General features: G+C 60.5%; 15 protein-coding genes. 3 read left to right on the top strand and 12 right to left on the bottom strand.

All coding sequences use genetic code 11. The features are described 5' to 3' along the window. Window positions 1-22: 22 nt before the first annotated feature. The 12 genes from nuoL to PYK22_RS02130 all read right to left on the bottom strand — a co-directional run bounded on the left by nuoL (window position 23) and on the right by PYK22_RS02130 (window position 12,670). Window positions 23-2,242, bottom strand: a complete 2,220-nt coding sequence (gene nuoL, locus PYK22_RS02185) for an NADH-quinone oxidoreductase subunit L (protein ID WP_060635236.1) — start codon at window positions 2,240-2,242, stop codon at window positions 23-25. Between the two features lie 118 nt (window positions 2,243-2,360). Next, window positions 2,361-2,663 (bottom strand): NADH-quinone oxidoreductase subunit NuoK, encoded by a 303-nt coding sequence (gene nuoK, locus PYK22_RS02180; RefSeq protein ID WP_041973906.1) that lies wholly within the window; start codon window positions 2,661-2,663, stop codon window positions 2,361-2,363. A gap of 84 nt (window positions 2,664-2,747) precedes the next feature. Further along, window positions 2,748-3,320: an NADH-quinone oxidoreductase subunit J family protein gene (locus PYK22_RS02175; RefSeq protein WP_060635235.1), complete on the bottom strand. Its 573-nt coding sequence runs from the start codon at window positions 3,318-3,320 to the stop codon at window positions 2,748-2,750. A 61-nt stretch (window positions 3,321-3,381) separates the two neighbouring features. Beyond that, entirely contained in the window at window positions 3,382-4,437 is a 1,056-nt protein-coding gene (gene nuoH, locus PYK22_RS02170) for an NADH-quinone oxidoreductase subunit NuoH (RefSeq protein ID WP_083437532.1), read from the bottom strand. A 327-nt stretch (window positions 4,438-4,764) separates the two neighbouring features. After that, window positions 4,765-7,065 (bottom strand): molybdopterin-dependent oxidoreductase, encoded by a 2,301-nt coding sequence (locus tag PYK22_RS02165; protein ID WP_060635234.1) that lies wholly within the window; start codon window positions 7,063-7,065, stop codon window positions 4,765-4,767. A 93-nt stretch (window positions 7,066-7,158) separates the two neighbouring features. Then, the gene (gene nuoF / locus PYK22_RS02160; protein ID WP_041973903.1) at window positions 7,159-8,469 is read right to left on the bottom strand and encodes an NADH-quinone oxidoreductase subunit NuoF; all 1,311 of its coding nucleotides are present in this window, start codon (window positions 8,467-8,469) and stop codon (window positions 7,159-7,161) included. A 137-nt stretch (window positions 8,470-8,606) separates the two neighbouring features. Next, window positions 8,607-9,113, bottom strand: a complete 507-nt coding sequence (gene nuoE, locus PYK22_RS02155) for an NADH-quinone oxidoreductase subunit NuoE (protein WP_083437531.1) — start codon at window positions 9,111-9,113, stop codon at window positions 8,607-8,609. A gap of 45 nt (window positions 9,114-9,158) precedes the next feature. Then, window positions 9,159-10,313 (bottom strand): NADH dehydrogenase (quinone) subunit D, encoded by a 1,155-nt coding sequence (gene nuoD, locus PYK22_RS02150; RefSeq protein WP_041974400.1) that lies wholly within the window; start codon window positions 10,311-10,313, stop codon window positions 9,159-9,161. A gap of 62 nt (window positions 10,314-10,375) precedes the next feature. Further along, on the bottom strand, window positions 10,376-10,954 hold the full coding sequence (locus PYK22_RS02145; RefSeq protein WP_041973900.1) for a Uma2 family endonuclease: 579 nt from the start codon (window positions 10,952-10,954) through the stop codon (window positions 10,376-10,378). 30 nt (window positions 10,955-10,984) lie between these two features. After that, the gene (locus PYK22_RS02140; RefSeq protein ID WP_060635233.1) at window positions 10,985-11,503 is read right to left on the bottom strand and encodes an NADH-quinone oxidoreductase subunit C; all 519 of its coding nucleotides are present in this window, start codon (window positions 11,501-11,503) and stop codon (window positions 10,985-10,987) included. Between the two features lie 22 nt (window positions 11,504-11,525). Beyond that, entirely contained in the window at window positions 11,526-12,155 is a 630-nt protein-coding gene (locus PYK22_RS02135) for an NADH-quinone oxidoreductase subunit B (RefSeq protein WP_083437529.1), read from the bottom strand. Window positions 12,156-12,205: 50 nt separating this feature from the next. After that, on the bottom strand, window positions 12,206-12,670 hold the full coding sequence (locus PYK22_RS02130; RefSeq protein ID WP_083437528.1) for an NADH-quinone oxidoreductase subunit A: 465 nt from the start codon (window positions 12,668-12,670) through the stop codon (window positions 12,206-12,208). A 302-nt stretch (window positions 12,671-12,972) separates the two neighbouring features. Between PYK22_RS02130 and PYK22_RS16225 the strand changes: the two genes are divergently transcribed. From PYK22_RS16225 to PYK22_RS02115, 3 genes are all read left to right on the top strand, one after another. Further along, entirely contained in the window at window positions 12,973-13,725 is a 753-nt protein-coding gene (locus PYK22_RS16225) for a hypothetical protein (RefSeq protein ID WP_060635232.1), read from the top strand. 44 nt (window positions 13,726-13,769) lie between these two features. Next, complete coding sequence (thiS, locus tag PYK22_RS17870) at window positions 13,770-14,030, top strand: sulfur carrier protein ThiS (protein WP_211197589.1); 261 nt, start codon at window positions 13,770-13,772, stop codon at window positions 14,028-14,030. An 84-nt stretch (window positions 14,031-14,114) separates the two neighbouring features. After that, window positions 14,115-14,909, top strand: coding sequence for a thiazole synthase (locus PYK22_RS02115; RefSeq protein WP_041973892.1), 795 nt, complete (start codon window positions 14,115-14,117; stop codon window positions 14,907-14,909). The last annotated feature ends 25 nt before the right edge of the window (window positions 14,910-14,934 follow it).

Here is a 14,934-nt window from a genome sequence, read left to right as displayed (position 1 = left end):
GAAGAGCATGCCTGCTCTCGGTCTATTGACGGATGAGCAACAGCACGCCGTAATAAGCGAAGTACCCGATCAAGATGAGCGCGCCGACGAGCATGATCGCCGCATAAGTGCGGACGAACCCTGGTTGCAGGCGACGCGCGAGCGATCCGATGCTCGACACGCCCGAAGCGATGGCGTGAAGCGTGCCGTCGATGACTCCGAGATCGAACAGCTTCCATAAGCCCTCGGTCGCGCCGCGGACGATGGGCCGGACGATGGTCGCGTCGTATATTTCGTCAACGTAGTACTTGTTCTCGAGCAAGCGCGGCATCTGAAGCAACGGGCGTTTGCTGAAGACGCTCCAGCCGATGCCGATGCCGACGAGCGCGACGATGACCGAAATGGCGCTGAAGATGCGCTCGGAGCGCACCTCTTCGGGCGAATGGGCTGCATGCTCCGCCGTCTCGTGTTTGGTTTCGTGCGCCGCCGGTTGTGCCGCAGGCGCTTCGGCTCCTCTGCGCGCCACCGTTTGCGCGATGCGCTTTTCGATGTTGGCCGCTTCTTCGTGCGTCGGCGCGTGTGCGACGATGGGTTCGAGCGTCTTTTCGAAGTAGTTCGGGATCGCGCCGCCGCTCAGCGCATAGGGCACGCCGACCAGCCCGCCGAAAGTGGAAAGCACGGCGAGGACGACGAGCGGAATGGTCATCACCGGAGGCGATTCGTGCGGCGTCACCGGGCCGTGGTGGTGATGCGCGCCCGCGTGTTCGCCATGCGCGTGGCTGCCGGCGGAAGCGTGAACGGCGGCGTGCGGCTTAGCCTCTGCGTCGTGCGCGTGCGCTTCGCGGAAGCGCTCTTCGCCCCAGAAGGTCATGACCATTAGGCGCGTCATATAGACGGCGGTCAACAGGGCCGTGATCGCGCCGATGGTCCAGAGCGCGCGGCTTGCGCCGTGCGGGATGGCGAAAGCTTCCGTGCTCCACGTCTTCCACAGGATTTCGTCTTTCGAGAAGAAGCCGGCGAAGATCGGGATGCCGCAGATCGCCAACCAGCCCGTGATCATGGTGGCGAAGGTGATCGGCATGTACTTGCGCAAACCGCCCATCCGGCGCATGTCCTGTTCATGGTGCATGGCGTGGATGACGCTTCCCGATCCCAGAAAGAGCAGCGCTTTGAAGAAAGCGTGCGTCATCACGTGGAAGATGGCGGCGACGAACGCGCCGACGCCGCAAGCGAGCATCATGTAACCGATCTGCGAGATGGTCGAATAAGCCAAAACCTTCTTGATGTCGTTCTGCGCTAGACCGATGGTCGCCGCAAACAGAGCCGTCACGGCGCCGATCACGGCGACGATGAACATCGCCGTCGGCGCGTGCGCGTAGATCGGCGAGCAACGGACGATCATGTAGACGCCGGCGGTGACCATGGTCGCCGCGTGGATCAGGGCGGAGACGGGCGTTGGACCGGCCATCGCGTCGGGCAACCAGACGTAGAGCGGAATCTGCGCCGATTTGCCGGTCGCGCCGATGAAGAGCAGGATAGCGGCTGAAGTGATGCCGCCGGCAAAGAGCGCGCTCCACGCGAACGGTTCGATCGGCATCTCGCCGATGATGCGCAGCGCGCTCGGCAGATCCGGCTTGTCGAAGAAACTGATCGAGCCGGTCAAGAAGAAGATGAGCATCACGCCGAGGATCACGCCCCAGTCGCCGACGCGGTTGGCGACGAACGCCTTCTTCGCCGCCACGCGCGCTTCGTCGCGGTCGAGGTAGTAGCCGATCAGCAAGTACGAGCAGAGACCGACGCCTTCCCACCCGACGAACATGAGCAACAGATTATCGCCGAGCACGAGCACGAGCATCATGAACATGAAGAGGTTCATGTAGGAGAAGAAGCGGTAGAAACCGCCGTCGCCGTGCATGTAGCCCGTGGCGAAGATGTGGATGAGAAGGCCGACGCCCGTGATGAAGAGCGCGTAGATGCCGCTCAGCCGGTCCATCGCCAACGCGAAATCGGCGCGGAAAGTTCCGACCTCGATCCACGTCCAAAGATGTTCGAGGATGGGAGCTTCCGCTCGCAGCGCGCCCGTCTCGGGCCGAAAGGCCGCGATGAAGGCGAAGACGGTCGAAATCCCGACCGCTGTGCAGGCGACCGTGCCGATGAAGGCTTCGCTGCGCAGGCGGCGTCCGATGAGCCAGTTGATGGCCGCACCGACGAGCGGCGCGAAGATGATGATGCTCAGGATGTGTTGGTTGATGAAATCTAGCATGGCAGCATCCAGAAGGTTCGAACTGCGGCGCAGCGTTCAGCCCAGCTTAAACGTCATGGCGAACGGCGCGCGCCGTAGATGTAGCGAAAGCGACTCGAAAGCCGTCGAGAACTTTGAATCAATATTTGAGCACGCTCGCATCGTCGACATCGAGCGACAGGCGATTGCGGAAGATGGCGATGATGATGCCGAGTCCCACCGCCGCTTCCGCCGCTGCGACCGTCATCACGATGAAGACGAAGAGCTGGCCCGTCACGTCGCGAAAGAAGCTCGAAAAGGCGACGAACGTGATGTTGGTCGCGTTGAGCATCAGTTCGATGCACATGAACATCGCGATCGCATTGCGCTTGATGATGACGCCCGCCGCGCCGATGGTAAAGAGCACGGCGGAAAGAGCCAGATACCAGGATAGCGGAACCATCTTTTCAATACCTCTCGAACGCGAGGTGGACCGATTCGATCTCCTCTCCGTTTGCTGGGACAAAGGTCCCGAGCCGTAAGAGCGTTAATCGGCGGCGCTCGGCTTTTCGCTTTCAGTTGTCGCCGCTTGCATCCTCCTGCCGCCCACTTCGAGCGCGGGGACGCGCCGCGCCAAAGTGATGGCGCCGACGATCGCCATCAGGATCAAAAGCGACGTGATCTCGAACGGCAAAAGGTATTTCGTGAAAAGCCCCGTGCCGACCGAAGCCGTCAGCCCGACGTTTGACTGCGTCGCTGGCGGCGGGTTGTATGCCGAAGTTTCGATGAAGTAAATGATGAAGGCCGTTTCGGCAAAGAGCAGCGCGGCGAGAAAGACGCCGAGCGGGATCAAATAGCGCAAGCGGATCGGGCGGCGCACCTCCTCTTCGACGTTCAGAAGCATGATGACGAAGACGACGAGCACCATGATCGCGCCCGCATAGACGATCACCTGAATCGCCGCGATGAACGGCGCGGCCAGCGTCACGTAGATTCCAGCCATGCCGAGAAAGACGCCGATCAGGGCGATGGCGCTGTAGAGCGGATTACGTTGCGCCACCATCGCGATGGCGCAGCCTACGGTCAGCGCGGCAAGCAGCAGAAAGATCAGAATCGTCATCGTTTAATCGAAGTTCAAGCTTTCCTTCATTCGAGCTGAAGATCGAACCGCTCAGCTTTCATCACAACACGCCCAGCCAGACGAGCGTCGCCGTCAGCACGACGTTGAGCAGCGCGACCGGCAGCAGGAACTTCCACCCGAAACTCATCAACTGATCGAACCGGAAGCGCGGCAGCGTCCCGCGCAGCCAGATGTAAAGGAAGAGGAAAAAGAAGACCTTGACGAAGAAGCCGATGACGCTGAAAACGGCGAAAGGAATCGACCCCGGAGAGAACAGCAGCGCAAGTCCGGGCACGTTCCAGCCGCCCAGAAAGAGCGTCGTCGCCAAGACCGAGACGGTGAACATGTTGATATACTCGGCCATGAAGAAGAGCGCAAATTTGAGCGCGCTATACTCCGTATGGAATCCGGCGACCAGTTCGGTCTCGGCTTCCGGTAGATCGAATGGCACGCGGTTGGTCTCGGCAATCGCCGACGTCAAATAGACGACGAAGCCGATGAACTGCGGGAAGATGTTCCACTTGAATCCATACCAGCCGGATTGCTGCTCGACGATCTCGTATAGATCGAGCGTCCCGCTCATCAAGATGACGCCGACGAGCGATAGCCCTAACGAAAGCTCATAAGAGATCATCTGCGCCGAAGAGCGCAGACCGCCCATCAAGCTGTACTTGCTGTTCGAAGCCCAACCGGCAAGCGCGATGCCGTAAACGCCGATCGAGGTGACGGCTAGAACGTAAAGGAGCGCGATGTCGAACCGCGCGATCACCAATTCGACTTGCCCGAAGTAGGGAAGCGTGACGCGCGGGCCGAACGGATAGACGATCAGCGTCATCATCGCCGCCGTCACCGCAATAAGCGGCGCGAGGAAATAGACGAAGCGCGTCGATTTATCGGGCACGATCTCCTCTTTGAAGATGAACTTCAGGAGATCGGCGAACGGTTGCAATACGCCGCCCGGCCCGACGCGATTCGGCCCCAAACGTCCTTGGATGAAGCCGAGAATGCGCCGCTCAGCCAAGACCGTGTAGGCGACGATCATCAAGACGACGTTGAAAGTGATGAAGATGGCCAGAAACTGCAGCGCGGCTTGGATGTAAGGGTTGCTCAAGTCCATGGCGAACCTACCGGATCGGTGACAGAAAAACGAGTTATGGTACTAATCGGGACTTGCGCGCGCAAGCGAGCGAAAGCCAAACAACGCCGTAAGATCGGCATCGCCATCGCTCGGAACTCCTTTAAACCGAGCCATGCGCCGCTTCCGCGTTGAGGAGGCCGATCTCCTCGCGCGATGCTCATGTGTTTATCTTTCGCGGCGCGGGGCCGTCTGCCTCGCGCAAACAAAACCTTCGCAGAGGCGCGAAACCGCACGCTTTTTCAACGCCTCGCTCGCACCGCCCCGGGAGGCATCGCCGCAAGCTTCAATCGAGGATGCGCCCGATCTTCAATCGCCAGCTAGGGCCATTTCTTGCCTTTGTCTGCGCAGCGCCGCGTCGATCGTCAACTGCACGAGCGGCGACGAAGCGAGCGTGTTCTCCGGCTTCGGATTGCCCGCCGCCAGATAATGGAATTGCGGCAGCTTCTCGGTTAACGTGCCGAGCTTGAACAGTTCGTGTCCGACGGGCGGCGTCTCCGTGATCTTCGCCGCCGTTTCATCTGCCTGCGCGATCGTCGCGCGCAGCGTTTCGATCTCGCCGCTGATGTCGCGCCGTTGGGCGATCTCGTGTTTGACCTGAACTGGGCGCGATTCATCCTTGAGCAACGGATACCGCAAGCCCTGATAGGCCGGAACGTTGGCCGCGATGTCGCGGAAGATAGCGCTCGCCGATAGTTCGATGCCGAATCGAGCGCCCATCGCTTCGGCCACCGAAGCGACGATCAGCCAATCGGGTTTCGATAGATGAACGGGCGGAATCGCTTGGCGCACGCGCTGGACCTGTCCGGCGTTGTTCGTGAACGTGCCATCGACTTCGGCGAACGAAGCCGCCGGCAGCACGACGTCGGCATACTCGGTCGTCGCGGTCTCGAAGAGTTCTTGGACGACGAGAAGGTCGAGCTTGCTGAGCGCCTCTTCGCGCCCCTTCAAGTGTTGCTGCAGGAAGCTCCCGGCGACGTACAGAGCGCGGACACCTTTGCCTGCGGCGTCGAGCATCTCGGTGGCCGTCATCGCGCCGCTCATCAACCCCATGTCGTGGACGCCGACGCTGTTGTTGAAAAGAGGCAGCGGGTGGAACAAGAAGCGACGGCGGTCATCCGCGTAGATGTATGGCAGCTGCGCCACGATCTTCTGCGCAGCGGGGCTCAACTCGCCGAACGCGATCACGACGGTGCCTTGCGCTTCGCTGAGCGCGCGGCGGACCTGTTCGATCTCGCTCGTTTCGACGCCCATCTTGCGCGCGGCGAATTCGACGCTGTCGGCGTCGGCAAGCGCTAGGAGCGCCGCCTCTTCGGTTCCGGGACGAACGTGGACGAACTGCGCGGCGTTCTTCTTCAAGCGGATCGGCACGCTGTTGATCAGAATGAAGCGCGCGCCGCCGTTGCGCACGGCTTGGCGGATCTGTTTGCCGGTCAGCGGTTGCAGTTCTTCGGGTTCGCCGCCGATCAGCAGGATGGTCTGCGCGTAACGTATGTCGCGGTGCGTGGCGAGCGGCGCGCCCATGTTCTCGAAGAAGGGGACGAGCGAGAAAGCATCGGTCGCCGTGTAGTGCTCCGTTCCGATGACATCGCGCGCGAAGCGCAACAGCGTGTAGTTCGCTTCGTTGGTCAAGCGCGGGCTGCCGACGATGCCGATCGCTTGTGGCCCGTGCTCTTCCTTGATGGCGGAGAGGCGTTGCGCGACGAACTCGATGGCTTGATCCCACGTGGCCGGGACGAGTTTGCCGCCCTTGCGGTAGCGGATCATCGGCGTGCGCAGGCGCGCTTCGTGATTGACGAACGGGTGCGAAGCGAAACGCCCTTTGACGCACAGGAACTCGCCGTTGATGCCGTTGACGTAGCGGTCGCGCGCCACCGTGCGCAGCACCTCTTCGCCGCGCGCGCCGAGCGCCAATTGACATCCGTCGGAGCAGAAGGTGCAGGTTGAAACCGTGCGCACAAGCTCCCACGGGCGCGCTTGATGGCGATAGGTCGCATCGAGCAGCGTGCCGGTCGGGCAGACCTCGATGCAGTTGCCGCACTGCGAGCAGTTGAGCCAGTCACCATAGGCGCTGATGATGGTCGCCACGCCGCGCCCGCCCGCTTCGATCGCCTCTTCGCCCATCCACTCATCGCAAACGCGCGTGCAGCGTTTGCAGAGGATGCAGCGTTGCGGATCGTTGGCGACCATCGGCGACAGATAGCGTTCGGGCTGATAGTTCTTCGGTTCGATGAAGCGTTCCTCGAGATTGCCCCAATCGAACGTCAGTTCTTGCAACTCGCACTCGCCGCCGCGATCGCAAACCGGACAATCGAGCGGGTGGTTGGCGAGCAAGAATTCGAGCATGCCGCGCCGCGCCTTTTCGATCTCCTCAGACTCGGTGGTGACGACCATGCCGTCGGTGACGGTGACGGTGCAGGAAGTTTGCAGCTTCGGCATCTTCTCGATGCGCACCAGACACATGCGACACGAAGCTTGCAGCGCAAGGTCTGCGTAGTAGCAGAACGACGGCACGGCATGCCCCTTCTCGCGGCACACGTCGATCAACAACCGGCCTTTTTCGACCTCGTAAACTTCGCCGTTGATGGTGACTTTGACTAGTTCCGCCATGATCTCTCTATTTGATTGACTGTGGTTCGCTGCACGGTGGCATTCTCACTGAAAAAACTCTCGCCCTTTGGGTGCCTCGCACGTCGCTCTATTTCAGGCGACGGCTGGAACGCGCTCTTGTTCAGCCAGCGGGAGCAGGTGACGCTTGAAATCTTCGGGAAATCGCTTGATCGCCGACTGAATCGGCCACGCCGCCGCGTCGCCCAACGGACAGAAGGATTTACCTTCGATGTTGTCGCAAAGGTCAAGCAGCAGTTGAGCGTCTTCGGGGCGCCCTTCGCCGCGCGCGATGCGTTTGAAGGCTTTGACCAGCCAGTCGGTCCCCTCGCGGCATGGCGTACACCAGCCGCACGATTCGTGCTTGTAGAACTCGATCAGATTCTTAGTCGATTCGAAGATGTCAACCGTATCGTCCATGACGATAAAGCCGCCCGAGCCGACCATCGAGCCAGCGGCAACCAGCCCTTCGTAGTCCATACGCACGTCTTTGCCGATGATGTCTTCGGCGCGCATGATGTAGACGCTCGAGCCGCCAGGGATGACGGCCTTGAGCTTGCGCCCGTTCGGGATGCCGCCGCAATCCTCCATGATGAACTTCTCCATGTCGTCGTATCCCATCGGCAGTTCGTAAACGCCCGGATACTTGACATGGCCCGAGACGGACCAGAGCTTGGTTCCGCCGCTCTTCTCGGTACCCAAGCTGCGGTAAGCGTCGCCGCCGTGCATGATGATCCACGGGACGGCGCAGAGCGTCTCGACGTTGTTGACCACGGTCGGACACCCGTAAAGCCCCGCGACCGCTGGAAAAGGCGGCTTCATGCGCGGATGTCCGCGCAGACCTTCGAGCGAGTTCAAAAGCGCCGTCTCTTCGCCGCAGATGTAAGCGCCCGCGCCCGTGTGCGTGTAGACTTCGCAGGAGAAGTCGGTGCCGAGGATGCGCTCGCCGACCAATCCGGCGGCGCGCGCCTCTTCGATCGCCTGGTCCATGATGTCGATCAAGTACTTGTACTCGCCGCGCGTGTAGCAGTAGGCGGTGCGCGCGCCGAGCGCGTAAGCGGCGATCAACATGCCTTCGATCAGCATGTGCGGATCGCGCTCCATCAAGTAGCGATCTTTGAACGTGCCCGGTTCGGATTCGTCCGCGTTGCAGACGACGTATTTCGGTTTGGGCGAATCTTTCGGAACGAAGCTCCACTTCGTGCCCGTCGGGAAACCTGCGCCGCCGCGCCCACGAAGGGCCGACTTCTTGACTTCGTTGATCACGTCGTCGGGCGACATCGTGGTCAGAGCTTTGCGCAGCGCTTCGTAGCCGCCGTGTCGCCGGTAGGTTTCGAGCGAACGCGAGTTTTCGAGATTGAACCGCGCCAGCAGAAGCGGTTCGCAACCGATAGCTTCGATACGCATAACTTCTCAGCGGGGCGACTGGCGATGGGTGGTAGGGCCAGGGGATTTAAGTCCGTGGTCCGTCGGTTCGAGGTTGCCCTTATGAAGGGCGACCCTGTGCATCGCTGTCACCTGCCACTCATCACCGTTCACCCGATCTACTCCTTCAACGAATCCAGAATCTCATCGACTCTCTCCGGCGTCAGGTTCTCGTAGTAGTCGAACCCGATCTGCATCGCCGGAGCCGTGCCGCATGAACCCAAGCATTCGACCCACGAGAGCGTGAAGCGCCCATCGGGGGTCGTTTCGCCCGGCTTGATGCCGAGCCTCTTCGAGATGTGCTCGACGATCTTTTCAGCGCCAAGCAGTTGGCACGAGAGCGTGCGGCAGACCTGAATGTGATACTTGCCGACCGGCTTCAGATTGATCATCGTGTAGAAAGTGGCGACTTCCCACACGTCCGTGATCGTCAAATCCAACCGGCGCGCGATGTAGGCGATGCCTGCCGCATCCAGATAGCCGCGCTCGCGCTGGACGATGAACATGATCGGCAAGATGGCCGACCGCTTGACCGGATACTTGGCGATGTGCCGATCTATTTCGGCCTCGACTTCCGGCGAAAAGCTTTGAATCTCCTCTTCGATCTCTTTCGGTAACGGGTTCATGATTCACCAGGGAAGTTCACGAAGATTCGATCTCCCAAATGCCCATCATCTATCGATCTCTCCGAGCACGATGTCGATCGAACCGATCACGGCGACCACATCGGCGATCATCTCGCCTTGGACCATATGCGGCAGCGCCGAAAGGTTCACAAAGCTCGGCGCGCGCACGTGCACGCGGGCCGGGCGCGGTCCACCGTCCGATTTGATGTAAAAGCCGAGCTCCCCTTTAGAGCCTTCGATCGCGTGGTAGACCTCGCCGGGCGGCACGTTGAAGCCTTCGGCGATGATCAGGAAGTGATGGATGAGCGCATCCATGTGCGTCTTCATCGCTTCGCGCTCGGGCAAGACCACCTTCGGCGCATCCGCTTTGACCGGACCGGGACGCAGGCGGTCGAGCGCTTGGCGGATGATCTTCAACGATTCTTCGAGTTCGCGCATCCGCACCAGGTAGCGCGACCAGACATCGCCGCCGGTTTCGACCGGGATCTCGAAGTCGTAGGTCTCGTAACCCGAATACGGGTTCGTTTTGCGCACGTCGATCTTGACGCCGCTTCCGCGAAGCGATGGGCCGGTGACGCCCCAGTCGATGGCATCTTCGGCGGAGATGACGCCGATCCCTTGCGTGCGCTTTTGGAAGATCTTGTTTTCAGTCAACAGCGTGTGAAAATCGTCGAGCGCTTTGGGGAAAGTATCGAGAAATTGGCGCACGCGCCGCTCGAACCCCGGCGGTAGATCCATCATCAAGCCGCCGACGCGGAAGTATGACGGCGTCAAACGCCCGCCCGACGCCGCTTCGATCAAGTTCAGGATCTTCTCGCGTTCGCGGAAAGCGTAGAAGAAGACCGACATCGCGCCGAGATCGAGCGCGTGCGTTCCCAACCAGACCATGTGCGAGGCGATGCGCTGCAGCTCGCACATCATCACGCGGATGATCTGCGCGCGTTCGGGGATCTCCAGTTGCAGAAGCTTTTCGATCGCCATCACGTAGCCCAAGTTGTTGCCGAGCGGATTCAAGTAATCCATCCGGTCCGTGATGACGATGCCTTGTTGGTATTTCTTGTACTCGAACAGCTTCTCCATCCCCGTGTGGAGATAGCCGATGTCGGGCACGCATTTGACGACCATCTCGCCGTCGAGCACCAACTCCAGGCGCAACACGCCGTGCGTCGAAGGGTGCTGCGGACCCATCGAAAGGGTCATCTGCGTCTCGAGCGGACGATCGATGACTTCAAACTGCGGCGGAATGTTCCGAACGGTCGTGCTCATCGTTTGCTCACAGAGAACTTGAAGATCTTCGCCACCGGCAGACTGAAACCGGGCAGCAAAGGCGATGTCACCTGCTCGCCTACGTCGCGCGTTTCGGCGAGCTTCAACCCTTCCGGTCCGAGACGGTAAACTTCCACGCGCAGGGCGAGCTGGTCCACGATCCAGCACTCCTTCACGCCGTGCGCGGCGTAGAGCTTGCGCTTCAACTCGCGATCGCGCCGCGCGTTCTGTTTGTCCGGCGAAAGTATCTCGATCACCAGATCCGGCGCGGCGATCAGCTCGCCATCTGGAGAGACGGCTTCATCGAACCGCTCCGCCGAGATGAGGACGATGTCGGGCTGCACCGCATCGTGTTCGCCGAAGATGACGCCCGGCTCCGGAATGACCACGCCGATCGGGTTCTCTTCGAGAAAGACGAAAAGTGGCCCGAGGATGTTTTTTAGCGACAGTTGATGGAAAAGGCGTGGCGCGCGCGACACGAATAGTTCGCCTCCGATCAGCTTATACCTGTTGCCGTCTTCCGGCAGAGCTTCGAGATCGGCGACCGTGAACGATTGCGTCAGTTGCGTTGCCATCGGCGTCCTCTCCGAAACGCCCTATCGCGCCTACTTCAAGCTGTACGGTTCATAGCCGCGCAGCGGGAAATCCTTTCTCAACGGATGTCCTTGCCAATCTTCCGGCAAGAGGATGCGCCGCAGATCGGGGTGCCCATCGAAGATGATGCCGAACATGTCGTAGGTTTCGCGCTCGTGCCAGTTGGCCGTGCGCCACACTACCGTCGCCGTCGGCACATGCACGTCGTCTTCGTTGAGCAAAACTTTCAGACGCAACCGGTGATAGCTCACCGTCGAGAAGAGATGGTAGTTGACCTCGAAGCGCGGTTCTTCTTCCGGCCCGCGATCGACGCCGCAGATGTCAACCAGCATGTTGAAGTCATATCCGGGCGTCGTCTTCAGGTAGCGGCAGAGTTCGATCAGGTGTTCGCGCGGGACGATGATGGTCGTCTCGCCAAGCGCTTCGCGCACTTCGCTGATCCATTCGGGATGCTCACGCTTGAGCGCCGCTACCAGCTGCGCGAGCGGCAGCGGCGCGACTTTCTGCGCACTCTTCTGCTCTTCGGCCATTGATCACCCGTTCGTTCAAATCTTATGAAGAGCGTCGCCGTTCATGGCGCGACGCGATCGTGTACGGGCGCGACTCCGGCACGACGTTGGCCTCGCGCGTCGTCTGGTCCGTGACGGGCAGCGTGCCCGGCAAAACGGCGTGGCGCGATTCTTCTTCGGGTGCGTCCTTGCGGTCGCGCAACGATTCTTTCGCCACCTTCTCCTGCAACATCATAATGGCGTGCACGAGCATTTCAGGGCGCGGCGGACAACCCGGAATGTAGACGTCAACGGGCACGATCTTGTCCACGCCCTGCACGATGGCGTAGTTGTCGAAGACGCCGCCCGACGTGGCGCACGCGCCCATCGAGATGACCCACTTCGGCTCCGGCATCTGGTCGTAGATGCGGCGCAGCACGGGAGCCATCTTGCGCGAGACGCGCCCCGAGACGATCATCACGTCCGCCTGACGCGGGCTAGCGCGAAAGACCTCGGCTCCGAACCGCGCCAGATCGTTGCGCGAACTCGTCGCGTTCATCATCTCGATGGCGCAACACGCGAGCCCGAAGGTCGCTGGCCAGAGGCTCGACTTGCGCGCCCAGTTGACCAGCGAATCGAGCCGCGTCGTCAGCACTTCCGGCAACGATTCGGTCAGAATGTTCTCTAGTCCCATAGCTCTCCCCTCGATATACCGTCCGTAACGGACCAAAAACGTCGGTGCCCTCAAGCTGCCCGACGCAACCTCTCTCCGCTCTGGCCGGCGAGCATCTCGGCCTCGGCTTCGGCCTCCTGCCGCGCCGCCTGGCTCCAATCGAGGATGCCCTTCTTCCAGATGTAGACGAAGCCGACAAAGAGCAGCGCGATGAAGAGCATCATCTCGACGTACATGAGCGTGCCCAAACCGAACTCCGGCCCGGCCAGCCGCTTGAAGACTACCGCCCACGGGACGAGGAAGATCAACTCGATGTCAAACAGCACGAAGATCATCGCGACCAGATAGAACTTGACCGAAAAACGCTCGCGCGCCGATCCGACCGGATCTTTACCGCACTCGTAAGGCATGAGTTTGGTTGGCGTGCGACGCTTCGGACCGATCAGTTGCGAGATGAGAACTTGTGAGACGGCAAATCCAGCCGCGACGATGAACATCAATAGGATTGGCAAGTAAGCTTTCAGGTCGAACATCATCTTCCTCCGCCCGATCGCAGGGCACGGCAGTCAACGACCTGTTCGGAGATTGAGAATCGTTGCACAAGTGAATCGTAGTGCATGCTCCAATGAGTGTCAAGCACCGTCACCGAGATGAGAAGGGCTCGCAGGCGCTCGGTCTTCGGCGGTGATGACGACTTCGCCTCTACTAAGGGGCGGGCGTGTTAAACAGGTAATTGACCGTTTTAAAAGTGTGTGGTAGTTTTTGCTCTGTGCTTCCGGCGGACAGGGGAGCACCCAGCCTGTTTGCCTCCTAGGTCACCTGTGCGAGGTTTGATGAAGTGATTCCCGGATACAACACGGACATCGAGTTTGACGGCACCATCTACCATGTACAGACAGAGGACAAGGGGTTGAAGGCGCGCCTCATCGTTTCGCTCGTCTACGTTGGTGGTGAGATCCTCGCCAGCAAACGCACCTCTTACGATGATCTGATGACTGATGGGAAGGTTGACGAAGCAGCGCTCATCGAGCGTTTGCAACGGCAGCATAAGCTGATCTGCGCCGCGATTCGTGCGGGGCGGATAGAGGATCTGCGGCGTATGGGCAAACAGATGGGCGCTGACGGCAACGGCGCTTCTGCCCACAAGGGCAAGCGGCGCGGCGGCGAGAGCGGAGCGCTCAAAAAAAAAGCGCAAAGCGCGGACGCAACGGTTGAGGTTGCGCCGCGCTTTGCCCCTCATCCAGCCAACGGCTCGGAGTCGAGCGCGTGGCTCGATCTGCCTGCCTCGTCCGTCGATGATCTGCAACTCTCTTTATTAGAGGAGCGCGATTTCCGCGCAGGTGAGACGGTCGTCCTTTCGGTGCGCGTCGGTTATGGCCCCTCATGCGCGATTCCAAACGCCTTTGTGAAAGTCAAGATCCTCGGGACCACCTTCCGGCCTACCATCTTCAACACGCGCACGGACCATAACGGGATCGCCACTTTGCGTCTCATGATTCCGCACTTTACGGCGGGCCGCGCCGCGATCCTGATCGAGGCGAGCGCAGACGGTCACCGCGCCGAGTTGCGCCGCTTGATTCATCACGCCTGAATGTGGAAACTCTCTCCAGCTCGGTGCAAAATCTTAAGCGGGATGTGGGCAGAGTGCGAGTCATCGTCAATGGGGAAGAGCGTGAGATCGCCGAAGGTCTGACTCTCAGCCGATTGCTCGAGGAGCTGGAGCTTGCTCCGGAGAGGATCGCCGTCGAATTGAACCGTAAGGTCATACGGCGCGCCGATTGGCCGCAGACCGTTTTGCGCGAGGGCGATCGGATCGAGATCGTGCATTTCGTCGGCGGCGGATTTGGCGGGAAGCTCTCCGCTCATCGCCTGTTCGATCTCGATCGTTCGTCTTAAAACTCAAAGCCCCTCGCTTCGCCTCAGGGGTGTGGTGGTGGTAGAGTTGAAGGCGAGCAGACCACGTATGAGGCGAGGCTTTCAATGATTGCGACAAGATCGGCAATTTTCGATGAGGCTTTGGAGATCGCCGGGCGGCGATTCAAATCGCGGCTCATCGTCGGGACGGGGAAGTATCGTAGCTACGAGGAGATGAAAGCGGCACATGCGGCTTCGGGCGCGGAGATCGTCACGGTCGCCGTCCGTCGCGTGCCGTTGGACCGAAGAGTCGAATCTTTCCTCGATCATCTGGACCCGAAGTTGATGATCCTGCCGAACACAGCCGGCTGTTATACGGTCGAAGAGGCTGTGCGAACGGCTCGTTTGGCGCGCGAAGCGCTCGGCACAAACTGGATCAAGCTCGAAGTGATCGGCGATCAGACGACGCTCTTCCCCGATAATGAGCAGACGATCGAAGCGGCGCGCATTCTCGTCAAAGAGGATTTCGTCGTGCTCCCTTATGTCACGGATGATCTCATCGTCGCCAAGAAGCTTTTGGATGTAGGGTGCGCTGCCGTGATGCCGCTTGCGGCGCCGATCGGTTCCGGCTTGGGCGTGCAGAACCCGACCAACCTGCGCATCCTGCGCGAGCAGTTGCCCGATGCGATCCTGATCGTCGATGCGGGCGTGGGAACGGCGAGCGACGCGGCGATCGCGATGGAGCTCGGGGCGGACGCGGTCTTGATGAACACGGCGATCGCCGAAGCGCAACATCCCGAACAGATGGCTCGCGCGATGCGCCTTGCGGTCGAAGCGGGACGCCTGGCCTATCTTGCGGGACGCATGCCGAAGCGGCTTTACGCGAGCGCATCGAGCCCGCTTGCGGGAGTCATCAGGTGAGCGAATGGCGATCGGGTGATGGACG

It is taken from the genome of Pyrinomonas methylaliphatogenes (genome assembly GCF_000820845.2).
GTDB lineage: Bacteria > Acidobacteriota > Blastocatellia > Pyrinomonadales > Pyrinomonadaceae > Pyrinomonas > Pyrinomonas methylaliphatogenes.
Note: the sequence above shows the minus strand (reverse complement) of the source record. Positions and strands in the feature narration are given on the sequence as shown.